A 22,670-nucleotide genomic window follows, 5' to 3' on the forward strand; every position below is an offset into this window, starting at 1 on the left:
CCGTACGAGCAGCACACCAGCCGCGAGGAATGGAGTCCGCCGTGAGCGCGCTGTTCGAGCCGTACACCCTGCGATCGCTGACGATCCCGAACCGGGTCTGGATGCCCCCGATGTGCCAGTACTCGGCGCCGCCGGAGGGCCCCCAAGCGGGCGTCCCGCAGGACTGGCACTTCGCGCACTACGCGGCGCGGGCCACCGGCGGCACGGGCCTGATCATCGTCGAGGCCACCGCCGTCAGTCCCGAGGGCCGCATCAGCCCTTATGACCTGGGCATCTGGAACGACACCCAGGTAGAGGCGTTCCGCCGGACGACGGCGTTCCTCAAGAGCCAGGGCACCGTCCCCGGCATCCAGATCGGGCACGCCGGGCGGAAGGCCTCCACCGGCCGCCCGTGGCAGGGCGGCGCACCCGTGGGACCGGAGGAGTACGGCTGGCAGAGCGTCGCGCCCAGCCCCGTCGCCTTCGACGAGCGCCACGCCACGCCGGTCGAGCTGTCCGTCGAGCAGATCCACGGGATCGTCGGCCAGTTCGCCGACGCCGCGCGGCGCGCGGTGGACGCCGGCTTCGAGGTCGCCGAGATCCACGGCGCGCACGGCTACCTGATCGGCGAGTTCCTCTCCCCGCACAGCAACAAGCGCACCGACGCGTACGGCGGTTCGTACGAGAACCGCACGCGCTTCGCCCTCGAAGTGGTCGACGCCATGCGCGCCGTGTGGCCCGAGGACAAGCCGCTGTTCTTCCGCATATCGGCCACCGACTGGCTGGACGGGGCGGGCTGGACGGCCGACGACACCATCCGTTTCGCCGCCGAGCTCAAGGAGCACGGCATCGACCTGCTCGACGTGTCCACGGGCGGCAACGCGGCGGGCGTCCGCATCCCCGTCGGGCCCGGCTACCAGGTGCCGTTCGCCGCGCGGGTGAAGGCCGAGACGGAGCTGCCGGTCGCGGCCGTCGGCCTGATCACCGAGGTGGAGCAGGCCGAGAAGATCGTCGCCAACGGCGAGGCGGACGCCGTCCTGTTGGGCCGGGAGCTGCTGCGGGACCCGTCGTGGGCACGGCGCGCGGGACGCGAGCTGGGAGCCGACGTGCACGTGCCGGAGCAGTACCACCGGTCCGTCTGAACGCCCGTACCGTCGGGGGCCAGTAACCACGCCACGCCACGCGCCGCGCTCGCCTACTGGCCCCCGCACGACGTCTCCGCGAGCGCCTCGAACTCGTCCTCGGTGGGCTTGTACTGCTGCTCGTAGCCGGCGACGCGTTCGGTGATGCTGCGGAAGTGCGCCTGGAAGGCCAGCGTCCACTGGGTGTCGAGGAAGCGCTTCAGGGCGTCGTTCAGCTTGCGGCAGTCCTCCGTGTGGCCCTCGCGCAGGCCGATGCCGTAGAACTGGAGCTTCTTCACCGTGATGTTCCGTACGACCTTGACGTCGTCGGCGTACCGCGGGTCCTGCGCGAAGCCCTCAAGAATGATCTTGTCCGTCCAGACGACCTCGAAATTCCCCTTGATCAGCTCCCTGACACAGGTCTTGTAGCTGTTGCGGAGCCCGACCTCCACGCTGGACCCCAGCGCGTCACGGACCGCCTTCTTCGCCTTCTCGTCCGTCTCGCTCTCGGGGTCGCCGGTGGAGCCGCGCACGCTGCACACCCCCTTGCCGTCGACGTCCGCCAGCCGCTTGATCCGGTTCTCGTCGTCGCGCACCAGAACGCCCTGGTAAGTCTTGAGATAGGGGGCGGTGAAGTCGACCTTCTTGTCGCGCGGCGCGGTGATGGAGTACGTGGCGACCACCAGGTCCATGCTCCGCTCGCGCAGCACCTTCTCGCGGTTGCGGGACTGCACGTCCCAGTCCGCCGCCCGGAAGTCGAGGTCGGTGCCGAGGAACTGCACCAACTGCGCCTCGAATCCGGCGAAGTCGTCCTCCTCCTCGCTGCGCGTGCTGAAGCCGGGCTGCCCCTTCTTCACCGCGATGTTCAGCGTCTCCTTGTCGAACAGCGACGGCTGCGCGCCCTCGCGTGAGCCTCGCGAGCCGTCGGAGCGGGACGGCGACGCGCCGCCCGTACCGCCCCCGCCGTCGGACCCGCCGCCGCACGCGCTGGCCAGGGAGAGGGCGAGCACGCACGCGGCGGTGACGAGGCGGAGGCTTGGCTCTCTGCGGGGCATGGCACTCTCCTTGGGCTACCGGCGGTACTCCGCCTTCTCCAGCGTGAGCTCGACCCGGCAGTCCGCGCTGCCGACGAGTTGGAGGTCGACCGCGACCTCGGGACCGGGGTCGTCGAGCGCGAGGGTGGTGGTGAGCGTCTCCTCCAGGCCGACGGGGGCCTTGGCCTCGATGTCGCCCCCCAGGAACCTCAGCTTGCCCATGCGCAGGCAGGGCGACGCGCCGGCCACGCTGTCCCGAGCCGTGAACGTCAGCCTCAGCCGGTCGTTGTCGCCCGGCTCGGCGTCCACCACGAGCCGCACCGTGGCGTCGGCGCCGATCGTGTCCCCCTTCAGACGCGCGTCGCCCGACACGTTCTCGGGCCGGGCCGCGAGGAACCACCACGCGGCGCCCCCGACGAGCGCGACGACGAGGAACGCGGCGAGGAAGGCCAGCAGGTGCTGCGTGACCTCCTGCCGCTCGTCCCGACGTGCGTAGAGCGTCATGGCGGAGACATACGCGATGAAGCCGCCGCCCGCGAACGTCAGCGCGGTCGCCGAGTCACCGATGCTCAAGATGGCGACCGCGACACCGACGAGGGTCAGCATCAGCACCATGTGCACGATGAACAGCACCGAGAAGTAGCGCCTGCCCTCGGTGTCCGGGGCTCCGGTGTCCGTTCCGGTATCGGCGTCTGCGCCGGCCTCGGGACGGGCGGCCCCGGCGCCCGGGCGGACGGGTTTCGACTCCGCGGCCAAGTGGCGCCTCCCCCCGCGCGAGTGGTGCGTGTGGAGGGCAAGGATGCCACAGAGAGTTACGCGAAGGACATCAGCTGAAGAACATCAACTGGAGGACATCAACTCGCATGAGTTCAGGGCGGGTTCGTTACTCGGGGATGGCCGCCAGTGTGAAGGAGTGGCCCGCCGGGTCGGAGTAGGTACGCGTGTCGCGCGGACCGTGGTTGTTCTTGGTGTCCACCGGGCGTGCCCCCAGGCCGACCGCCTCGCGCTCCGCCTCGTCCATGTCGTGCCGGGCGACCATGATCCTCAGGTGCGCCTGCTGCGAGTCCTCCGGGCGGGGCCAGCTCGGCGGGATGTAGTCGCGCTCCCTGTGCACGGCGAGGCAGACCCCGGCGTCGTTGGTGATCTCCACGTAGTCGGGGTCCTTGCTCAACCGGACCTCCGCGCCGAGGAGTCCGGCGTAGAACTCGGCCAGGGCCTCGGGTTCCGAACAGTCCAGTACGAGCACGGCGTTCTTGTGGACGGTCATGCTGTCCGGGTCCCCCGTGCCGCCCTCGTCAAACGGGGTGCGCGGAGGGCCACTCGGCGGGCCGGGGGCGCGTGGCGCGGGCTACCCGGCGGTTTTCGTTCCGGTTCCCTGGGCACCCGGGCGACCATGGACTGGTTGCAGAGGGCTGCCTGCGTCGACGAGGACCCTGACCTCTTCTTTCCCGTCGGCACGACAGGGCCCGCGTTGAGGGATCTCGCCGCCGCCAAGCGCGTCTGCGCCCGCTGTCCGGTGAGCGGCCAGTGCCTGGCGTGGGCGCTCAGGACCGGTCAGACGGCCGGCGTGTGGGGCGGCACCTGCGAGGAGGAACGGGCGGCCCTGCGCGGGGAGACACGCGGGGCCGGACAGCGCGCCGCCGCGGGCACCGCGGCCGACGCACAGCCACGCTGACCTCACCGCTTGCCGTCGCCGCCGCTGCCGAAGGCGCCGCCGCTGCCCGGCGTCCAGCGCCTGCGCCGCTGGTCGTCACCGCGCTTGGACGCGGCGTTGCCCATGCCCTTCAGCTCGTGCGGGGTCAGCCGCCCGCCGTTCCGGGGGACTTCGTCCGGCTCACGGTTCTCCTCCAGGTGGCCGACGGGGCCGCCGGCCGGTGGGCGCGGCTGGTCCTCGGGCCGGGGCGGCACCTGCTCGCGGTTGCGGACGCGCACCCCGAACCACACCGCCCAGACGAGCAGGGCGGCGATGCACAGCCCCGCCAGGAACGGCAGGAGTCCGCCGAGGGGCGGGGACGCGGCCAGGTGTTCCACGCCGAGGTCGGTCTTGGAACCAGTCATGGGCGCCGGGTACCCGCGGCCGGGCGGCGGATGCCTGGGGGCCCGCCGAGGCTCACCTCATCCACTCGTCCTCGTACTCCGCGTACGTCCCGTCGTGCTTCGCGAGGTGCACGAACTGGTCGACGTACTCCTTGAACTCCTCGTCGCCGCGCGGCATCGCGTACGCCTTCTCCGAGAACGTGAAGGGCTTGCCGGGGTGGAGGGCGCAGAGTTCGGGGTGGATCTTCGACTGGTAGAGCGTCTCGCTCGCGTCCGTCATCATGACGTCCGCCCGCCCGTCGATGATCTCCTGGAAGATCGTGGTGTTCTCCGGGTGGAGCCTGATCGTCGCGTGCTTGATGTGCGCCCTGGCGAACTCCTCGTTCGTGCCACCGGGGTTGACGACGACCCGCACGCCCGCCTTGTCGATGTCCTTCAGCGTGCCCGCGCCGAACCTGTCCTTGTCCGCGCAGCGCACGATCGGCGTCTTGCCGTCCTCGCGCGTCGGTTCGCTGAAGGAGACCTGGCGGGCGCGCGGCAGCGTGATCGAGACGCCGCCGACCCCGATGTCGCAGCGGCGCGCGGCGACATTTCTGGTGAGGTTCGCCCACGTCGTCGCGGTGAACTTCGGCTTCGCGTCGAGGCTTTTGGCGAGGTCGCGCGCCATCTCGATGTCCACACCTCTGTATGTCTTGCCTGCGGGGTCCAGCTTCGTGAAGGGCGCGTAGTCGCCGGTCGTGCAGACCTTCAGGACGCCCTTCTTCGGCACGGCGTCCAGGAGGCTGCCCGGGTGGAGGCGTTCCGGTCGCGCGCCCGCGTCGGGGGACGCGGGCGCGGCGGCGGTGACGGCCAGCAGACAGATGAGGGCGGACAGGGTGGCGGCACGCTTCACGGGGGCTCCTTTGCGCTGCGGGCAGGCAAGCGGGCGGGCAGGTAGGTACGTAGGTAGGTAGGTAGTCGGGCGGGCGGGCGGGCGGTTTCGAAGGGATCACCTTCGCAGACCAGGCCCGGTTCCGCGGCTGTTCCCCCCTCTCACCCTTCTCACCCAGCGAGCGGCGCCATTACGACGGGCGTCAGGTCCGGCCCCTCACCTCCGGTCGCACCTGTGTCGTACGCGTCCTCGTCGAAGGGGTAGAGCGGCCGTGCCACCCGGTGGTGCCCGAGGCGCGGCAGGTCCTGGTCGACGCCGCCGGGGGTGAGGGCGAGCAGCCAGTCGGCCGCCATGTCGTACAGCTCCGGTTCCAGGTAGCCGATCTTCACGGCGACGATGTCGTACGTACGCGGGTCGATGCCGAGGCCGCCCTCCGCGGGGCCCATGAAGTCGGCCAGGGTGTGGAACGGCTTGCGGCGTTCGACGAGGATCACGGTGAGGCCGCCGGTGCGGACGGCCGCCATGTCGACCCCGCGGTCGTACGCGCCGCCCTCGGCGCGGTCCTTCCGGTCGGTGGCGCACTGCAACGCGACGACGGTGCCGATGAGTTCGTACGGTCCGCCGTGGTGCGGGTCGACCTTGCCGCCGACGCTGAGCGTCACTTCCGCGCCCACGCCCGCCTCGAAGCAGCGGGCGACGGCGGCCGGGTCGGTGATGCCGGGGTGGAGCGCGGTGACCTCGCCGGAGCGGATCGCGTCGTGTGCGAGCAGCTTGCCGAGCATGTACGCGAGGTCTCCCGCGCCGCCCGCCGTCGGGTTGTCGCCGGAGTCACTGATCAGGAAGGGCCGCTTGTCCGAGGCCACCGCCCGCGCCACGCACTCCTCGGCGGTGCCCGTCGGGCCGACGAAGACGAAGTCGCGGCGCGCGTCCCAGTAGCGGCGGGCGAGTTTCCCGGCCTCGGTGGCGGCGAGTTCGGCGTCGTCTCCGGTGACGACGACGGCGGCCTGGCAGCGGGGTTCGTCGGCCCAGGCGTAGCCGACCCACAGCGCGGCGTCGAGGATGCCGGGCAGCCGCTCGATGTCGGCGAGGGAGGCGTAGAGGGACTTGGCGGGTTCCAGGCGGGTGCTGGTCTTCTCGCCGGGAAGAAGCACCGGCACCTGGACCCAGGCGCGGTGCGGGCGCGTGCCGCCGAGGAGGCAGCGCACGAGGTTGCGGGCGGCGCGCTCGCGGGTCTCCCAGGCGTCCTCGTGCGGGGCGAGGCGGTGGGCGGTGAGCAGGTCGACGGGTTCGGCGAACCGGCGGGAGACGTTGCCGTGCAGGTCCATGGCGGCGGAGATCATGGGGCGTCCGGTGCCGTCCGGGGTGCCGACGGAGTCGAGGGCCGCGCGGACCGCTTCGGTGAGGTCGGCCTCGGCGTCGGTGAGGCCGACGACGCTCATCGCGCCGTGGATGTCGTGGACGAGGCCGTCGAGGGGGCCCGCGTTCCGTATGCGCGTGACGAATTCGTCCTTGAGGGTCAGGTACGACTGTGCCTCCACCGGGCCGCCGGGCAGCGCGGTCGCGTGGAGCAGCGGCACCCATTCGACGGTGGCGGCGAGGTCGGTGAGGTCGGCGTCCGCGCGCGTCCATGTGTAGCGGTCGAGGAGGTCCTGGCCGCGGGTCTGCCGGAAGTCGTCCGTGGTGGAGCGGTGCGGGCAGAACGTGGAGGACTCGATGCCGATGCCGCCGATGCCGATGCGCAGGCGGCGGCGGTTGGCAGTGGTGGGCGTCATGCGGGTGCGCTCTCTTGCTGGGGGGCCGGGGCGGGGAGGGCCACCGGAGTGGTCGGCAGGTGCTTGCGCAGCGCGGTGAGGCCCGCGCCGAGCAGGCCCGCGTCAACGCCCGTGACCGTCGTGGTGATCTCCAGGTCGGCCGTGGCAAGGGGCAGGCACCGCTCGTAGAGCACGCCCCGCACGGCGGCGACCAGGGGCTCGGCGGTCGCGAGGACGCCACCGAGCACCACGGCCTGCGGGTTGAAGAAGTTGACGACGACGGACAGGACGGTGCCGATGTGCCGCCCCGCGGTGCGCACGAGGGTGGTGGCCCGCGGGTCGCCGTCCGCGACGAGGCGCAGCAGGTCGCTGGTGTCCCTCACCTCGACGCCCTGGAGGGCGAGTTCACGGATGAGGGCGGCGCCGCTGGCCACGGTCTCCAGACAGCCGATGTTGCCGCAGCTGCACGGGCGGTCGCCCGCGGCGTCGACGCGGACGTGGCTGATGTCGCCGGCGCTGCCGTTGGCGCCGTCGTGCGGGCGCCCGGCGGAGACGACACCGCTGCCGATGCCGCGCCCGGCCTTGACGACGACGAGGTGGTCGAGTTCGGGGCGGGCGACGCGGTGCTCGCCGACGGCCATCATCGTGGCGTCGTTGTCGACGGTGACGGGAAAGCCGAGGCGTTCGGCGAGCACGTCGCGCAGGGCGTAGCGGTGCCAGCCTGGCATGCGCGACGGGCTCAGGACGCGGCCCGTGCCGGGCTGCACGGGCCCGGGGAAGGCGACGCCGAGCGCCCGCACCGTACGGCCCTGATCGCGCTGGCGGGCGACCAGCCGGTCGACCTGGCCGCAGAGCCAGTCGACGGCGGACTCGGGGCCCGCGGTGATGTCGTGCGGCAGGTCGACGGCGTCGCTGACGGTGCCGCCGAGGTCGACGACGCCGAGCCGCGCGTGGTGGCTGCCGAGGTCGGCGGCGACCGCCACGCCTCCGTGCGAGGCGACCCGCAGCAGCCTCGGCCTGCGGCCGCCGCGGGAGGCGCCCTCGCCGGACTCGGTGAGGAGCCCCGCGTCGACGAGTTCCTGCACCCGCAGGGAGACCGTCGAGGCGGCGAGGCCCAGTTCGCGTACGAGGTCGGCCCGTGAGGAGGCCGCCCCCGAGGAGACCAGGTGGACGATGTGCTGTGCCGATCCTGGTTCGCCGAGTGGTGTTCCGGCCATGCCGCCCCCAGTTGCTCACCTGTCGTACGGGCTGCCCCGCACTGTTCTCTCGCCTTGTGCGTTCGCGACGTTTCGCGATGTTAGGCAGCGATGTTACTTCGGGATGTTCCTTTGACGTCCACCCGAACACTAGGACTCACCGAACCAAGTCCGCCACCCCCAACGGGTTTTCCCGTTCTTGCCGAAGCAAGCTATTGACTTGCTTTTCCGGCGCGGCCTAGCGTTCGGGCGCCGTCCCGTCGTTCTCCGGCACGGAGGCCGGCCCCGTCCCCCTTGGAGGCCCATCGCCATGCGCTCACTCAGGTCCGCGGCGGCAGCCCTGCTCGTCCTCGCGGCCGCCCTCACCGGCTGCACCCGCGACGGCGGCCGCATCGACATGGGCCCCACCGGCGGCACTCCGGTCCAAGGCGGCACGGCGACGATGGCGCTCCCGCCGGCCGCCACGCCCAACTGGATCTTCCCGATCGGGCCGCCCGGTTACGGCGGCTCGTACAACTACGGCATCCAGTCCCTGCTGTTCACGCCGGTCTACGACGCCGTGCAGGACAAGGAGAAGGGCGAGCTGACGACGCACGGGCCCGGCACACTGGGTCTTGAGCCGAGGTACAGCGACGGCAACAAGACCGTGACAGTGCCGCTGCGCGAAGGCGTGACGTGGTCCGACGGCACGCCGGTCACCGCCCGTGACCTGGAGTTCTGGTTCCGCCTCGTCAAGGCCGACAAGGCCGAGTGGGCCTCCTATTCGGTCGGTGCCATGCCGGACAACGTCAAGCGGTTCGAGACGCTCGACGACCACACCGTGCGGCTCCACCTGACCCGTGCCTACAACCCGGACTGGTTCACCGCCAACCAGCTCACCCTCATGCGGGCCCTCCCCCAGCACGCCTGGGACGCGAAGACCGACGGCGGTGAGATCGGTGACTGGGACCGCACGCCGAAGGGCGCCAAGGCGGTCTTCGCCCGGCTCACGAAGCATGCGAAGAGCCTCGGTTCGTACGCCTGCGACCCGCTCTGGAAGACGGTCAACGGCCCATGGAAGCTGGCCGGTTGGCGCGACAGCGGGCAGGTCGCCATCGTGCCGAACGAGGAGTTCACCGGCCCGGCGTCCGAGCGCCCGCACCTGGACAAGGTGGTCTTCAAGCCCTTCACGACGGCCGACTCCGAGTACAACGTGCTGCGCTCGGGCGGCGTCGACTACGGCTACATCCCGCCGTCGGTGATGGCGCAGAAGGAGAGGTTCGAGGCCAAGGGCTACCGCGTCGACCCCTGGGAGGGCTGGGCGGCGACGTACATCGTCTACAACTTCAACTCCACGCGCGGCGGCCCGCTGATGGACCAGCTCTACATCCGCCGGGCCATGCAGCACCTCGTCGACCAGAAGGCGATGAGCGACGTCATCTGGCAGGGCAGCGCGACGCCGACACTCGGCCCCGTGCCCGTGACACCGAAGAGCCAGTACCTCTCCGAGGCCATGGAGAAGAACCGCTACCCGTACGACGTCGACAAGGCGCGGCGCCTCCTGGCCGCGCGCGGCTGGCGCGTCGAGGACGGCACCGCCCGCTGCGTACGCCCCGGAACCGGCGAGCGCCAGTGCGGCAAGGGCATCGCGGAGGACACCCCGCTCGAACTGACCCTGCTCTCCCAGTCCGGCTCCACCGAGACGACGAACATGATGCAGGAGCTCAAGTCGTCCCTGTCCAAGGCCGGCATCGACCTGACCGTGCGCCAGCAGCCGCTGAACTCGGTCCTCGGCAACTCCGTGCCCTGCACGGCGAAGGACCCCGGCTGTGACTGGGACATGTCGTTCTTCGGCACCGCCGGCAGCTGGTACTACCCCCTCAACCCCAGCGGCGAGCAGCTCTTCTCCACCGGGGCCGCCGCCAACTTCGGCAACTACAGCGACAAGAAGGCCGACCGTGTCATCCGGGCGGTGCAGTACTCCCCCGACATGAAGGCCGTGCACGAGTACGGCGAGTACCTGGCCGAGCAGCTTCCGGTGATGTGGATGCCCAATCCGGCGTACCAGGTCTCGGTCATCCGCAACGACCTGCGCGGCGTCGAACAGAACCCGACGGTCACCTTCGCGCCGCAGCACTGGTACTACGTCAAGAAAGACGTCAAGAAAGACGTCACGAAAGACGACACGAACCACGTCGAGAAGAGGGGAGCCGCGAAGTGACCGGCCTCACCGGTTTCCTGGTCAAGCGCTTCCTTCAGGCGATCGTCGTCCTCTTCCTGGTGTCGGTCATCGTCTTCGTGCTCCTGCACCTCCTGCCGGGCGGCCCGGCCCGCGCCATCCTCGGCCCCAAGGGCACGCCGCAGCAGATCGAGCACTTCAACCACCGGCAGGGGTACGACCGTTCCCTGCCGACGCAGTACGCGATGTACCTGAAGCGGCTGCTCACCGGCGACCTCGGCGAGTCCTTCAAGCTCAACTCGCCCGTCCTGGACCTACTGAAACAGCGCCTGCCGAAGACCCTGCTCCTGACCGTCCTGTCCACCGCGCTCGCCGTCGCCATCGCCGTCCCGCTCGGCCTGCTCCAGGCCGTGCGGCGCGGCAAGGCATCGGACTACGCGCTGACAGGCCTCGCCTTCCTGCTGTACGCGACGCCGGTGTTCCTCCTCGGCCTCATCATGATCATCCTGTTCGCGCAGGTCATGCCTCTCTTCCCGGCGGAGGCGCCACAGAGCGAGACGATCGGTGAACTCCTCGGCGACTTCACCGGGTTGGTCCTGCCCGTGGTCACCCTGGCCTTCGGCGTCATCGCGATGTTCAGCCGTTACATGCGCTCGGCGGTCCTCGACAACCTCACCGAGGAATACGTCCGCACCGCGATGGCCAAGGGGCAGTCGAGCCGCCGCGTCATGGTCCGGCACGTCCTGCGCAACGCGCTCATCCCGCTCGTGACCCTTCTCGGCCTCTACCTGCCGACGCTGTTCAGCGGCGCCCTCGTCGTCGAGTCGATGTTCAACTACCCCGGCATGGGGCTGCTGTTCTGGAACGCGGCACAGGGCTCCGACTTCCCCGTACTCCTCGGCGTGACCCTCGTCCTCGGCGTCGCCACCGTCGTCGGTTCCCTGCTCACCGACATCCTGTACGCCGTCCTCGACCCCCGGATACGGAGCGTGGCATGAGTACCACCGCTGCCCCTGTCGTCGCCCCCGGCCAGGAAGAGGCGGCGCGGGCCACGCCCTCCCTCGCCCGCCGCACCCTGCGGGTCTTCACCGGCAACAAGCTCGCCCTGACGGGCGTGGTGATCCTCGCCCTGCTGCTCGCCTTCAGCTACCTCGGCCCGCTCCTGCACCCCACCGACCAGGTCCACACCGACCTGTCGCGGGCGAACCTCCCGCCCGGCAGCCCCGGCCACCTCCTCGGCACCACCGACCTCGGCTACGACATGGTCGGCCGCCTGATGGTGGCGGGCCGGACCTCGCTGGAGATCGGCCTGGCGGCAGGCCTGCTCGCCACGCTCTTCGGCACCGTCTACGGCGCGGTCTCCGGGTACTTCGGCGGCTGGGTCGACGCGGTGATGATGCGGGTCACGGACGCGGCGCTCGCCATCCCCGCGATGTTCCTGCTCGTCGTGGTCGCCGCGATCATCACGCCCAGCAAGGGCGTCCTCGTCGTGATCATCGCGGCGGTCGCCTGGCTCTCCCCCGCCCGCCTGGTGCGCGGCGAGGCCCTGTCGCTGCGCGACCGCGAGTACGTCCAGGCCATGCGAATGATGGGCGGCGGCGGCACCCGGGCCGTCTTCCGGCACATCGTGCCGAACGCCATCGGCACGGTCATCGTCAACTGCACGTTCCAGATCGCCGACGCCATCCTCTACGTCAGCTACCTCGCGTTCCTCGGCCTGAGCATCCCACCGCCCTCGGCCGACTGGGGCTCCATGCTGTCCGCCGGCATCACCTACACCCAGAACGGCTACTGGTGGCTGATCTTCCCGCCGGGCGTCGCGATCGTGCTGGTCGTCGCCGCGTTCAACTTCATCGGCGACGGGCTGCGGGACGCGTTCGAAGTCCGGCTGCGGAGCTGAGAGGAAGACCCACAGATGACCACCACCGAGCCCCTCCTCACCCTCGACGGCCTGCGCGTCGACATCGCCTCCCGGGACCGCACCGTCCACGCCCTCGACGGCGTCTCCCTGACCCTCGCCCCCGGCGAGGCCCTGGGTATCGTCGGCGAGTCCGGCTGCGGCAAGACCATGACCGCGCTCGGCGTGCTGGGCCTGCTGCCGCCGGGCGGCGAGATCGCAGGCGGACGCGTCCTGTTCGACGGCCACGACCTCGCCACCGCCGCCGCGCCCGTGCTTCAAAACGTACGCGGCAACACCATCGGCATGGTCTTCCAGTCCCCGCTGACCTCCCTCAACCCGACGATGACCATCGGCGCGCAGGTCGCCGAGCCGCTGCTCCTGCACCGCCCGGGCATCGGCCGCAAGGAGGCCCGGGCCCGCGCCGAGGAGATGCTCCGCCTGGTCGGCATGGAGCAGCCCGCCGAGCGCATGACGGCCTACCCGCACCAGCTCTCGGGCGGCATGCGCCAGCGCGTGGCGATCGCCATGGCCCTGGTCTGCGAGCCGAGACTGCTCATCGCGGACGAGCCGACCACCGCCCTGGACGTCACCACCCAGCACCAGATCCTGGAACTCGTCGACGACCTGCGTGCCCGCCTCGGCATGGCGATGATCCTCGTCACCCACGACCTGGGCGTCATCGCCCACCGCGTCGACCGGGTCGCGGTGATGTACGCGGGAAAGGTCGTCGAACAGTCCGGTGTAGGGGACCTCTTCGCCCGCCCGCGCCACCGCTACACAGAGGCCCTGTTCGCCGCGCTGCCCGAACGCGCGGCCGCGGCCGGAACGGAGCTGCACACCATCCCCGGCCTGCCGCCGAACCTCGCGACGCGGCCCACGGGCTGCCGGTTCGCGCCGCGCTGCGCCTTCGCCACGGACGAGTGCCGCAGCGCGGAGCCGCCGCTCGCCGACGACGAGAGGCGGGGCGCAGAGCACCGCTTCGCGTGCCTCCACCCGGTGCCGGACGGGGCCGCGTCCGAGGACGAGGTGGTGAGCCCGCCGCCCGCGCCCCCGGCCGCCGCCCCCGGTGACGTACTCCTCGAACTCGACGCGCTCACCAAGGAGTTCCCGCTCAAGGGCGGGCCGTTCTCGCGCGGTCGCGGCACGGTCAGCGCGGTCGGCGGAGTGTCCCTCACCATCCGCAGGGGCGAGACGTTCGGCATGGTCGGCGAGTCCGGCTGCGGCAAGACCACGCTCGGGCGGATCGTCGCGGGACTGGAGGAGCCGACCGCCGGGGCGGTGCGCTTCGAGGGCGTCGATCCGTCCCGGATGTCACGGTCCGAGCGGCGCGCGCACCGGCGTCGCGTCCAGCTGATGTTCCAGGACTCCACCGCCGCGATGGATCCGCGCATGCGGGTGGCCGACATCCTGCGGGAGCCCCTGGTCATCCAGGGCGTCGGCAGCCGCGCCGAGCAGGAGGGGCGGGTCGCCGGGCTCCTCGACGCCGTCGGCCTGCCGCGCGGCGCGGTCCACCGCTACCCGCACGAGTTCTCCGGAGGACAGCGCCAACGCCTCGGCCTGGCACGGGCGTTGACGCTCTCCCCCGACCTGGTCGTCGCCGACGAGCCGGTCTCCGCGCTGGACGTGTCGGTGCAGGCGCAGATCCTGAACCTGATGCGGGAGCTCCAGCGCGAGCGCGGCCTGACGTATCTGTTCATCTCGCACGACCTGGCCGTGGTGCGGCACCTGGCGGACACGGTGGGTGTGATGTACCTCGGCAAGCTGGTGGAGGCGGGACCGGCGGAAAAGGTGTACGCCCAGCCACTGCACCCTTACACGCGAGGGCTGCTGGAGACGGTGAACCTGGCCGACCCGGGGGCCCTCTCCACCGCCGAACGCGCGCCGCTCAAGGGCGAGACTCCCTCCGCCGCGAAACCCCCGTCCGGCTGCCGCTTCCGCGCCCGGTGCCCGCTGGCCCAGGACGTCTGCGCCACGACGGAGCCGCCGGTGAGCACCCCGAACGGTGCGGGACACCAGGTGGCCTGTCACTTCCCGTTGGCCGCGCCTCGGCTAGCGTCGGCGAGGTGAGATTCGCCGATGCCCTCGCCCACCGCCCGCTCGTGCTGGACGGCGGCCTCTCCAACCAGCTGGAGGCCGCCGGGCACGACCTGCGCGACGCCCTGTGGTCGGCGCGTCTGCTCGCCGACCGGCCCGACGCGATCGAGGCCGCCCATCGCGCGTACTACGAGGCGGGCGCCGACGTCGCCATCACCGCGAGCTACCAGGCGACGTACGAGGGGTTCGCACGGCACGGCATCGACGCGCGCCACACCTCGGAGCTGCTGCGCCTGAGCGTGGACTTGGCGCGGCGCGCGGGTGACGGTCTTGGCCGCGAGGTGTGGGTGGCCGCGTCGGCGGGGCCGTACGGCGCGATGCTCGCCGACGGCTCGGAGTACCGGGGCCGGTACGGGCTCTCCGTGGCCGAGCTGGAGCGTTTCCACCGGCCTCGTCTGGAGACCCTCGCCGCGGCGCGGCCGGACGTCCTCGCCCTGGAGACGGTCCCCGACACCGACGAGGCGCGGGCGCTGCTGCGCGCGGTGCGCGGTCTCGGCGTTCCGGCGTGGCTGTCGTACAGCGTCGCGGGGGACCGCACGCGCGCGGGTCAGCCGCTCGACGAGGCGTTCGCTCTCGCCGCCGATGTGGACGAGGTGATCGCGGTCGGCGTGAACTGCTGCGATCCGCGGGACGCGGTGGCGGCGGTGGCGGCGGCCGCGCGGGTCACCGGCAAGCCGGTGGTCGTCTATCCCAACAGCGGTGAGGAGTGGGACGCCGAGGCGCGGGCGTGGCGCGGTCCCGCGCGGTTCACGGCCGCCCAGGTGACCGGCTGGCGGGCGGCGGGGGCGCGGCTGGTCGGCGGCTGCTGCCGGGTGGGACCGGAGGTGATCGCGCGGGTCGCCTCGGAGCTGTCGGCGCCGGACCGGCCCGCGGGCCGGGACGTCTGAGCCCGGCGAAAGAGCCGAGACCCGGCCTGCGGGCGGAGACACGGGGTTCACCTGCGGAAACGTCGCGCCGGAGGGTGACTGTCAGTGGCGGGGTGCAGACTGACGGATACCTGAGACAACGACGTCCGGAGGTGGCCGTCATGGCCGATGTACTTCTGACCGTAGGCACCCGCAAAGGCCTGTTCATCGGCCGCAGGCGTGACGGCGCCGGCACCTGGGAGTTCGACGGCAGCCCGTACTTCAACGCCCAGGCGGTGTACTCCGTCGCGATCGACACACGGGGTCCGGCGCCCCGCCTGCTCGTCGGCGGCGACAGCGCGCACTGGAGCCCGTCCGTCTTCCACTCCGACGACCTGGGCCAGTCGTGGACGGAGCCGTCAAAGCCCGCAGTGAAGTTCCCCAAGGACACCGGGGCGTCACTGGAGCGGGTGTGGCAGCTGCACCCGTCGGCCGCGGAGCCGGACGTGGTGTTCGCGGGCACGGAGCCGGCCGCGCTGTACCGCTCGGAGGACCGCGGCGAGAGCTTCGCCCTGGTCCGTCCGCTCTGGGAGCACCCCACGCGTTCCAAGTGGGTGCCGGGCGGTGGCGGCGAGGGACTGCACACCATCCTGACCGACGCCCGTGACGCCCGGGCGGTGACGGTCGCGGTGTCCACGGCGGGGGTGTTCCGCACACTGGACGGCGGCGAGAGCTGGGCCCCTTCGAACAGCGGGGTCTCGGCGGTGTTCCTGCCGGAGCCCGACCCCGAGTTCGGGCAGTGCGTGCACAAGGTCGCGCGGGACGCGGCCGACCCGGACCGGCTGTATCTCCAGAACCACTGGGGTGTGTACCGCAGCGACGACGCGGGAGCGCACTGGACGGACATCGGCGGCGGCCTGCCCTCCGACTTCGGTTTCGCCGTGGTCGCCCACCCGCACCGCGGCGGCACGGCGTACGTCTTCCCGATCGAGGCGGACAGCGACCGCGTCCCGGCGGGCCGCCGCTGCCGCGTGTACCGCACGGCCGACACGGGCGCGAGCTGGGAGCCGCTGAGCGCGGGCCTGCCCCAGGGGGATCACTACGGCACGGTGCTGCGGGACGCCATGTGCAGCGACGGCAACGACCCGGCGGGCCTCTACTTCGGCAACCGCAACGGCGAGGTGTACGCCTCGGCGGACGACGGCGACAGCTGGCGGCTGCTCGCCTCGCACCTGCCGGACGTGCTGTGCGTGCGGGCCGCGGCCATCGGTTGATCGACACCGCCGGTACGGCAGTAGGGTGACGCCGTGGCACCACGACCCTTGCATGAGATCGTCGAACCCGGCTGGGCCAAGGCCCTGGAACCGGTGGCCGAACGCATCGCCGGAATGGGGGAGTTCCTGCGCGCGGAGATCGCCGCGGGACGCACCTACCTCCCGGCGGGAGCGAACGTGCTGCGCGCGTTCCAGCAGCCCTTCGACGACGTCCGCGTCCTGATCGTCGGCCAGGACCCCTATCCCACGCCCGGTCACGCGGTGGGGCTGTCGTTCTCGGTCGCGCCCGAGGTGCGGCCGCTGCCCGGCAGCCTCATCAACATCTACCGCGAGATGACCACCGACCTGGGGCTGCCCCCGCCGTCGAACGGCGACCTGACGCCGTGGACCCGGCAGGGCGTCCTGCTCCTCAACAGAGCGCTCACCACGGCCCCGCGCAAGCCCGCCGCGCACCGCGGCAAGGGCTGGGAAGAGGTCACCGAGCAGGCGATACGGGCGCTGGCGGCGCGCGGGAAGCCGCTGGTGTCGATCCTGTGGGGGCGTGACGCGCGCAATCTGCGGCCGCTGCTCGGGCAGTTGCCTTCGGTGGAGTCCTCGCATCCCTCCCCCATGTCGGCGGACCGGGGTTTCTTCGGCTCGCGCCCCTTCAGCCGGGCCAATGACCTACTGGTCCAGCAGGGGGCGCAGCCGGTGGACTGGCGGCTGCCGTGACCGAGCCGGAGCCCGCGTACGTCCTGGGCGTCGACTCGGGAGGCTCCGGGCTGCGGGCGGCTCTCGCCGTGCCGGACGGTGGCGCGCCGAGTGCGCCCGCGGCCGGGGGCCCGGTGCGCTCCGCGGAGCCGGTGCGCACCGGGCCTGGCGGTATCGACGCCTCGCATTTTCTGGCGCAACTGCTGCCCATGGCGCGGGAGTTGCTGGAGCGGGCGGGCGGCGGACGCATCACGGCCGTCGCCGTCGGGGCCGCGGGGATGGCGACGCTGGGCGACGGCCTGCGGGCCGCACTGCCGTCCGCGCTCGGCGAAGCCCTCGGCGTACGGCGGGTGGCGCTGGCCGCGGATGCCGTGACGGCCTACGCGGGCGCGCTCGGGGAGCGGCCGGGCGCGGTCGTCGCCGCGGGCACCGGCCTGATCGCGATCGGTACGGACGGCACGACCTGGCGGCGGGCCGACGGCTGGGGCCATCTGCTCGGGGACTGCGGCGGCGGCGCCTGGATCGGCCGCGCGGGGCTCGAAGCGGCGATGCGGGCGCACGACGGCAGGCGGGGCGGTTCGCGGCCGCTGCTCGCGCGCGCGGAGCAGCTGTTCGGCCCGGTGGTGGGGCTGCCGGGTCAGCTCTATCCGCGCGCCGACCGGCCGGCCGTCCTCGCGTCGTTCGCCCCCGAGGTGGCGGGCTGCGCGGCGGACGACGCGGTGGCGGGCGGCATCCTGCGGGGCGCGGCGCGGCACATCGCGGAAGCCGCGGCGGCCGTCTCCCCCGAGGGCGGGGCATGCGAAGTGGCCCTCACCGGCGGAGTGTTCAAGCTGGGGGAGCCGCTGCTCGCGCCGCTGCGCGAGGAACTGGCGTCCCAACTGCCGCGGGCGCGACAGGTCCCGGCGGCCGGTGACCCGCTGGACGGCGCCCTGCGCATAGCGGTCGATATCGCCCTGGACCGGCTGCGGCTGCCTCGGGACGCGCGCCTGCTCTCCGTACATTCTGGCCGAGCAGGAGGGGCATGAGGAAAGCGACAGTCGACCTCTGCATAATTCATCAGACAAAAACGGACTTATACCGCTCACCTGCACCCTCCCCGAACAGGGCGGCTCCGCTAGCCAGTAGCATGCGGGCGCATGAGCTCCTCCACTGGGCCCGCATCCGGCCTGCCCGTACGAATGCCGCGCCCCCGTCAGCCGGGCCGGCACCGCCGTCCGGAGCCCGTCGCGGCTCCCGAGGGCGCGCCCGCACTCGTCCTCGCCGTGCCGGGCGGCCCCAGCACCATCACGCGCGGCCTCGCCGAGGAAGTCGTGAGCATCGCCCGCTCCGAGCTGCCCGGCCTCGACGCCCGTATCGGTTACGTCGACGGTGAGGAGGACGCCACCGTCACGTCCTTCCCCGAGTTCCCCTCGCTGCGGTCGGTGCTCGTGCACGCGGCCGCCCAGCGTGCCGCACGCGTGGAGCGGGCGCGCGCCGCCGCCGCCGAGGCCGGCGAGACCGGTCAGGACGCGCCGCTGGAGGGTCCTGTGGCGGTCGTGGTGCCGCTGCTCGCGGGCCCCGACAGCGCGCTGACGGACCGGATACGGCAGGCCGTCGTGGACAGCGGTGCCGCGGCCCAGCTCACCGATGTGCTCGGCCCGCACCCCCTGCTCGCCGAGGCGCTGCACGTGCGCCTGTCGGAGGCCGGGCTCGCCCGCGCCGACCGCGCGCGGCTGTTCACCGTCGCGACGGCGGCGGACGGCATCGTCCTCGCCACGGTCGGCGGCGAGGAGGCCGTCCAGGCCGCCGGGATCACCGGCATGCTGCTCGCCGCGCGCCTCGCGGTGCCGGTGATGGCCGCCGCGCTCGACCAGGAGGGCGCCATCGCGGCGACCGCCGAGCAGCTGCGCGGCTCCGGCTCGGCCCAGCTGGCGCTGGCGCCGTACCTGATCGGCCCCGAGCTCGACGCGGGCCTGCTGGACGCGGCGGCGAAGGAGGCCGGCTGCTCGGTAGCCGAGCCGCTCGGCCCGTACCCGGCGATCGGCAAGCTGGCGCTCTCGAAGTACACGACGGCGCTCGGCATCACCCCGCAGCAGCCTTCGGGCGCGCCGGTGCGCTGAGCCCACGTACGTACGCCGATGGGCCCGCCCCGATGTGGGGGCGGGCCCTTCGCGTACCCGGGGTCGGGGCTCAGCCGAAGATCACGCAGGAGGCGGCGGGCGCCTTGATGGAGCCGGACTTCCGCGGGAGCCCGGTGTCGTGGTCGACCGTGAACCAGGTGACGTCTCCGGAGCGTTCGTTGGCTGCGTACAGATGGCGTCCCGAGGGGCCGATGGCCAGGTCGCGCGGCCAGTGGCCGCCGCAGGACACCGTGGCCACGAGCCGAGGCGCGTCGCCGGCCTCATCGAGTGCGAGGACGGAGATGACGTCGGCGCCGCGCGTGGCGGTCCACAGGAACCGGCCGTCGGGCGCGACGACGACCTCGGAGGGATGGACGTCGCCGTCCGGGACGTCGACGAGGACGGAGACCTCGCCGAGCGGCTTGAGGGCGCCCTCGTCGGCGTCCCAGGCGCAGACGGTGAGCGTGGGGGTGAGTTCGTTGAGGACGTACGCGCGGTCGCCGCGGGGGTGGAAGACGAGGTGGCGTGGCCCCGAGCCCGGGCGCAGCGCCACTTCGCGGTGCAGCGTCAGGCCGTCGCCGCCGAGCGCGCAGACGCGGACGGAGTCCGTGCCGAGGTCGACGCTGACGGCCCAGCGCCCGCTCGGGTCCGCGAGGACCTGGTGGGCGTGCGGGCCCTGCTGGCGCTGCGGGTGGGGTCCCGAACCCGTGTGGCGCAGTTCGCCGGTGGGGGCCGCGAGGCTGCCGTCGGGGCGCAGCGGCACGGCGGTGACACTGCCGGAGCGGTAGTTGGCGGTGAGCACGTGACCGTCGTACAGGGCGAGGTGGGTGGGGGCCGAGCCGACCGGTACGGGGCGGCCGGTGAGTCGCGGTTTGTCGCCTTCGAGCCGGTACGCGGCGAGGGCGCCGTCCGATGTCTCGCTGACGGCGTAGAGGGTGTCGCCGGTGGGTGAGAGCGCGAGGTAGGACGGGTCGGCGACCGCGTCCGAGGTGCTGAGGACGGTCAGCGCGCCGGTGTCCTCGTCGACGGCCGCGGTGAGGATGCCAAGTCCCCCGGCCGCGGTGAAGGATCCGATGTACGCCCGTCCGGTGCGGTTGCCGTCGCCCACTGCTGTCCCCTCTCGACCGGGGCGCCGCGTCCGTGGCGCCGCCCGTGCGGCCGACGCTAGCAGTCGGTCTAGACCAAGCGGCGGCAGAGGCGGCCGCGTCGGCACGATCCGAGCGGTGCGTCACGGTCTGTTGAGGTGGTCGCGGCCTGTTGAGGTGGTCACGGCCTGTTGAGGTAGGCGAGGACGGCGAGGACGCGGCGGTTGCTGTCGTTGTCGTCGGTGATGCCGAGTTTGCCGAACATGGAGGTGGTGTATTTGCTGATGGCGCTGTCGCTGAGGAAGAGCCGCCGGCCGATGGCCTGGTTGGACCAGCCTTCGGCCATGAGGGCGAGCACGGAGTGTTCGCGTTCGGTGAGACCGTCGAGCCGTCGGTTCGAGGAGCCGCCGGCGAGCAGTTTGGCGATGACGGCCGGGTCCATGGCGGTTCCGCCGTCGGCCACGCGCTGGAGGGCGTCGATGAACTGGTCGGCGTCGAACACGCTCTCCTTGAGGAAGTACCCGGTGCCTCCGGCGCCGTCGGCCAGCAGTTCGCGGGCGTAGAGCTGTTCGACGTACTGGGACAGGATCAGGACGGGCAGCCCGGGCAGTTGCTCGCGGGCGGCGAGCGCCGCGCGCAGGCCCTCGTCCGACTGGGTCGGCGGCATGCGGACGTCGACGAGGGCGACGTCCGGCCGCCAGGTCAGCAGCGCGTCGAGCGTCTCGGGTCCGGTGGCCGCCGTGGCCACCACCTCGTGTCCGTACGCCTCGATGAGGCGGACCATGCCATCCCGCAGGAGGTAGAGGTCTTCGGCTACGACGACGCGCACGGCACGACCATCCTCGCGTGGGTGGGGCCGCCCGCCGGGCTGGTGAGCTCCAGCGTGGCGTCGAAGACGGCGAGGCGGCGGCGCAGCCCGTCGAGCCCGCCGCCGGGGCGTACGGCGGCTCCGCCGCGGCCGTCGTCCTCCACGTCGACGACAAGAGCGGCTCCGCCGCGGGTGGCGGTGTCCCGGTTGACGGGGCCCCGGTTGACGGTGTCCCGGTTGACGGTCACGGAGATCCGGGCCCGTGTCGCGTGGGCGTGTTTGGCGGCGTTGGTGAGCAGTTCGGCGATTCCGAAGTAGACGGCGGACTCGATCGGCGGGTCCAGGGACAGTCGCAGGTCGGCGCTGACGGTCGCTTCGAGGGGGCTGTCGAGGGCGAGGGCGCGCACGGCGTCGACGAGGCCTCGGTCGTTCAGTACGGGCGGGCGGATTCCCTGGACCAGTTCGCGCAGTTCGGCGAGGGAGGTGGCGGCGCCGGCCCGCGCCTCCCGCATCAGCGCCCTGGCCCGCTCCGGGTCGGTGCCCATCAGCTTCTCGGCGGTCGCCAGGGAGAGCCCGAGCGACACCAGGCGGGCCTGGGCCCCGTCGTGCAGGTCCCGTTCGATGCGGCTGATCTCGGCGGCCTGGGCGACCGTCGTGTCGGCGCGCTGGGCGGTCAGCTCGCCGACCCGGTCGGCCAGCGCCATGGCGGGCGACGGGCGCAGGAGGCGGACGGCCTGCGACGCGGCGGCCCGCCAGGCGTACGGGGCCACGGCGACCCCGACGGCGAGGGCGAGCGCCCCGAGGAGGCGGGCGGGGAGCGCGGGTTGGCCCAGGCCGAGGGCGGCCGCCGCGAGCGCGGCCGGGGGGACGGCCGAGGTGACGCCCACGGTGACCGGTGCGAGCGCGGTGAAGCGCAGGTCGCGCCAGGTGGCCGGGTCGGTCCACCGGAGCCGCCATTTCTGGTCCATGCGGGCGTCGCGGCGAGTGCGTTCGTAACTGAAGCCGTTCCACCAGTAGCCGGTGGACAGCTGGGTCACCGGCGCGGCCTGCCAGTAGCCGCCGGGGATGACGGTGCCCGTCCACTGGGCGACCAGGTGGCGGACCATGCGGCAGACCGGGCGGGACAGGGCGAGGGTGCCGACGCAGACCGGCACGGACGCGGCCACCCACGACCAGGGGTTTCCCGGCCCCCACCGGACCGCCAGGGCCACGGCGGCGGCCCACACGGCCGGGACGAGCATGCTGACCACCGTCAGCGCGCATGCCCGCACCAGTCCCACGCAGGCACCCGCCGCCCACGACACCAACCGCCGCACGACCATTCCTCCGCGCCTTTCGTCCTTCGTCTTTCGTCCTTCGGCCCTCGCGCTCACCGAGCCCGACCGTTGGAGTCTGCCTCGCGCGGGAGCGGCCCCGAAAGTGGGGCTGGACCCACTCCGCCGCCACTTGTGTCCCAGGTCACGACGTAAAGGCGCGAACGCCCGGAACAACCGAATGTGGTCCGCCGTTCCCCTAGGTGTGGCTGCGGAGGGGACAGTGTCCCCGGGCCTCACCTATAGCCCATGGGGACGATCGTTCGGCTGAAGCCCCATGGAGCCTTTCGCCGAGAGGCGACCGCCCTCCGCAAGCCACCCGCGACGACCCCGGCCGGTCTCCCCCGTCCAGCCGGGGTCTTCTCATGTCTCCGTGCCGACCCCTCGTTCCGTTTCCCCCTGCCGCCTCCTGGTC

At 72.4% G+C, this 22,670-nt stretch carries 21 protein-coding genes; 11 read left to right on the forward strand and 10 right to left on the reverse strand.

Going from position 1 to position 22,670, the window contains the following annotated elements; all coding sequences use genetic code 11:
- Nucleotides 1-41: 41 nt before the first annotated feature.
- Nucleotides 42-1,121: an NADH:flavin oxidoreductase/NADH oxidase gene (locus tag ACOBQB_RS14735; RefSeq protein WP_423592099.1), complete on the forward strand. Its 1,080-nt coding sequence runs from the start codon at nt 42-44 to the stop codon at nt 1,119-1,121.
- 53 nt (nt 1,122-1,174) lie between these two features.
- On the opposite strand, the gene ACOBQB_RS14740 is transcribed toward ACOBQB_RS14735, so the two are convergent.
- The 3 genes from ACOBQB_RS14740 to ACOBQB_RS14750 form a co-directional block, all read right to left on the reverse strand.
- Entirely contained in the window at nt 1,175-2,155 is a 981-nt protein-coding gene (locus ACOBQB_RS14740; RefSeq protein WP_423592101.1) for a transporter substrate-binding domain-containing protein, read from the reverse strand.
- Between the two features lie 15 nt (nt 2,156-2,170).
- On the reverse strand, nt 2,171-2,890 hold the full coding sequence (locus tag ACOBQB_RS14745) for a hypothetical protein (RefSeq protein WP_423592103.1): 720 nt from the start codon (nt 2,888-2,890) through the stop codon (nt 2,171-2,173).
- A gap of 127 nt (nt 2,891-3,017) precedes the next feature.
- Nucleotides 3,018-3,401, reverse strand: coding sequence for a VOC family protein (locus ACOBQB_RS14750; RefSeq protein ID WP_423592105.1), 384 nt, complete (start codon nt 3,399-3,401; stop codon nt 3,018-3,020).
- Nucleotides 3,402-3,527: 126 nt separating this feature from the next.
- Here ACOBQB_RS14750 and ACOBQB_RS14755 point away from each other — a divergent pair, with 126 nt between their 5' ends.
- Nucleotides 3,528-3,809, forward strand: coding sequence for a WhiB family transcriptional regulator (locus tag ACOBQB_RS14755; protein ID WP_423592107.1), 282 nt, complete (start codon nt 3,528-3,530; stop codon nt 3,807-3,809).
- Between the two features lie 2 nt (nt 3,810-3,811).
- On the opposite strand, the gene ACOBQB_RS14760 is transcribed toward ACOBQB_RS14755, so the two are convergent.
- From ACOBQB_RS14760 to ACOBQB_RS14775, 4 genes are all read right to left on the reverse strand, one after another.
- Nucleotides 3,812-4,192: a DUF6479 family protein gene (locus tag ACOBQB_RS14760; protein ID WP_423592108.1), complete on the reverse strand. Its 381-nt coding sequence runs from the start codon at nt 4,190-4,192 to the stop codon at nt 3,812-3,814.
- A gap of 52 nt (nt 4,193-4,244) precedes the next feature.
- Nucleotides 4,245-5,063, reverse strand: a complete 819-nt coding sequence (locus tag ACOBQB_RS14765; protein WP_423592110.1) for a transporter substrate-binding domain-containing protein — start codon at nt 5,061-5,063, stop codon at nt 4,245-4,247.
- Between the two features lie 149 nt (nt 5,064-5,212).
- Nucleotides 5,213-6,814, reverse strand: a complete 1,602-nt coding sequence (locus ACOBQB_RS14770; RefSeq protein WP_423592112.1) for a M81 family metallopeptidase — start codon at nt 6,812-6,814, stop codon at nt 5,213-5,215.
- Entirely contained in the window at nt 6,811-8,010 is a 1,200-nt protein-coding gene (locus ACOBQB_RS14775; protein WP_423592113.1) for an ROK family protein, read from the reverse strand. The genes ACOBQB_RS14770 and ACOBQB_RS14775 overlap by 4 nt, the downstream gene beginning before the upstream one ends.
- 289 nt (nt 8,011-8,299) lie before the next feature.
- Between ACOBQB_RS14775 and ACOBQB_RS14780 the strand changes: the two genes are divergently transcribed.
- From ACOBQB_RS14780 to ACOBQB_RS14820, 9 genes are all read left to right on the forward strand, one after another.
- Nucleotides 8,300-10,189, forward strand: a complete 1,890-nt coding sequence (locus tag ACOBQB_RS14780) for a peptide ABC transporter substrate-binding protein (protein WP_423592115.1) — start codon at nt 8,300-8,302, stop codon at nt 10,187-10,189.
- On the forward strand, nt 10,186-11,145 hold the full coding sequence (locus ACOBQB_RS14785; protein WP_423592117.1) for an ABC transporter permease: 960 nt from the start codon (nt 10,186-10,188) through the stop codon (nt 11,143-11,145). The genes ACOBQB_RS14780 and ACOBQB_RS14785 overlap by 4 nt, the downstream gene beginning before the upstream one ends.
- Nucleotides 11,142-12,047, forward strand: a complete 906-nt coding sequence (locus tag ACOBQB_RS14790; protein WP_423592119.1) for an ABC transporter permease — start codon at nt 11,142-11,144, stop codon at nt 12,045-12,047. Before ACOBQB_RS14785 ends, ACOBQB_RS14790 begins: the two co-directional genes overlap by 4 nt.
- A gap of 15 nt (nt 12,048-12,062) precedes the next feature.
- The gene (locus ACOBQB_RS14795) at nt 12,063-14,114 is read left to right on the forward strand and encodes a dipeptide ABC transporter ATP-binding protein (RefSeq protein ID WP_423592120.1); all 2,052 of its coding nucleotides are present in this window, start codon (nt 12,063-12,065) and stop codon (nt 14,112-14,114) included.
- On the forward strand, nt 14,111-15,028 hold the full coding sequence (gene mmuM / locus ACOBQB_RS14800) for a homocysteine S-methyltransferase (RefSeq protein WP_423592122.1): 918 nt from the start codon (nt 14,111-14,113) through the stop codon (nt 15,026-15,028). Before ACOBQB_RS14795 ends, mmuM begins: the two co-directional genes overlap by 4 nt.
- Before the next feature lie 140 nt (nt 15,029-15,168).
- Entirely contained in the window at nt 15,169-16,260 is a 1,092-nt protein-coding gene (locus ACOBQB_RS14805; protein WP_423592124.1) for a WD40/YVTN/BNR-like repeat-containing protein, read from the forward strand.
- Nucleotides 16,261-16,293: 33 nt separating this feature from the next.
- Nucleotides 16,294-16,971 (forward strand): uracil-DNA glycosylase, encoded by a 678-nt coding sequence (locus tag ACOBQB_RS14810; RefSeq protein WP_423592126.1) that lies wholly within the window; start codon nt 16,294-16,296, stop codon nt 16,969-16,971.
- On the forward strand, nt 16,968-17,975 hold the full coding sequence (locus ACOBQB_RS14815) for an N-acetylglucosamine kinase (RefSeq protein WP_423592127.1): 1,008 nt from the start codon (nt 16,968-16,970) through the stop codon (nt 17,973-17,975). Before ACOBQB_RS14810 ends, ACOBQB_RS14815 begins: the two co-directional genes overlap by 4 nt.
- 111 nt (nt 17,976-18,086) lie before the next feature.
- Complete coding sequence (locus ACOBQB_RS14820) at nt 18,087-19,049, forward strand: sirohydrochlorin chelatase (RefSeq protein ID WP_423592129.1); 963 nt, start codon at nt 18,087-18,089, stop codon at nt 19,047-19,049.
- A gap of 70 nt (nt 19,050-19,119) precedes the next feature.
- Here ACOBQB_RS14820 and ACOBQB_RS14825 read toward each other — a convergent pair whose 3' ends face one another.
- The 3 genes from ACOBQB_RS14825 to ACOBQB_RS14835 all read right to left on the reverse strand — a co-directional run bounded on the left by ACOBQB_RS14825 (nt 19,120) and on the right by ACOBQB_RS14835 (nt 22,258).
- Nucleotides 19,120-20,157, reverse strand: a complete 1,038-nt coding sequence (locus tag ACOBQB_RS14825) for a lactonase family protein (RefSeq protein WP_423592130.1) — start codon at nt 20,155-20,157, stop codon at nt 19,120-19,122.
- Nucleotides 20,158-20,315: 158 nt separating this feature from the next.
- Entirely contained in the window at nt 20,316-20,963 is a 648-nt protein-coding gene (locus ACOBQB_RS14830; protein WP_423592132.1) for a response regulator, read from the reverse strand.
- Complete coding sequence (locus tag ACOBQB_RS14835) at nt 20,948-22,258, reverse strand: sensor histidine kinase (protein WP_423592134.1); 1,311 nt, start codon at nt 22,256-22,258, stop codon at nt 20,948-20,950. The genes ACOBQB_RS14830 and ACOBQB_RS14835 overlap by 16 nt, the downstream gene beginning before the upstream one ends.
- Nucleotides 22,259-22,670: the final 412 nt, after the last annotated feature.

Source organism: Streptomyces sp. G5(2025) (assembly GCF_049542075.1).
Classification (GTDB): domain Bacteria; phylum Actinomycetota; class Actinomycetes; order Streptomycetales; family Streptomycetaceae; genus Streptomyces.

What these genes read in the sequence shown, in the direction of transcription:
- ACOBQB_RS14740 (WP_423592101.1), bottom strand. Translation starts at nt 2,155, where the DNA reads ATGCCCCGCAGAGAGCCAAGCCTCCGCCTCGTCACCGCCGCGTGCGTG.
- ACOBQB_RS14750 (WP_423592105.1), bottom strand. Translation starts at nt 3,401, where the DNA reads ATGACCGTCCACAAGAACGCCGTGCTCGTACTGGACTGTTCGGAACCC.
- ACOBQB_RS14755 (WP_423592107.1), top strand. Translation starts at nt 3,528, where the DNA reads ATGGACTGGTTGCAGAGGGCTGCCTGCGTCGACGAGGACCCTGACCTC.
- ACOBQB_RS14760 (WP_423592108.1), bottom strand. Translation starts at nt 4,192, where the DNA reads ATGACTGGTTCCAAGACCGACCTCGGCGTGGAACACCTGGCCGCGTCC.
- ACOBQB_RS14770 (WP_423592112.1), bottom strand. Translation starts at nt 6,814, where the DNA reads ATGACGCCCACCACTGCCAACCGCCGCCGCCTGCGCATCGGCATCGGC.
- ACOBQB_RS14775 (WP_423592113.1), bottom strand. Translation starts at nt 8,010, where the DNA reads ATGGCCGGAACACCACTCGGCGAACCAGGATCGGCACAGCACATCGTC.
- ACOBQB_RS14780 (WP_423592115.1), top strand. Translation starts at nt 8,300, where the DNA reads ATGCGCTCACTCAGGTCCGCGGCGGCAGCCCTGCTCGTCCTCGCGGCC.
- ACOBQB_RS14790 (WP_423592119.1), top strand. Translation starts at nt 11,142, where the DNA reads ATGAGTACCACCGCTGCCCCTGTCGTCGCCCCCGGCCAGGAAGAGGCG.
- ACOBQB_RS14795 (WP_423592120.1), top strand. Translation starts at nt 12,063, where the DNA reads ATGACCACCACCGAGCCCCTCCTCACCCTCGACGGCCTGCGCGTCGAC.
- ACOBQB_RS14805 (WP_423592124.1), top strand. Translation starts at nt 15,169, where the DNA reads ATGGCCGATGTACTTCTGACCGTAGGCACCCGCAAAGGCCTGTTCATC.
- ACOBQB_RS14820 (WP_423592129.1), top strand. Translation starts at nt 18,087, where the DNA reads ATGAGCTCCTCCACTGGGCCCGCATCCGGCCTGCCCGTACGAATGCCG.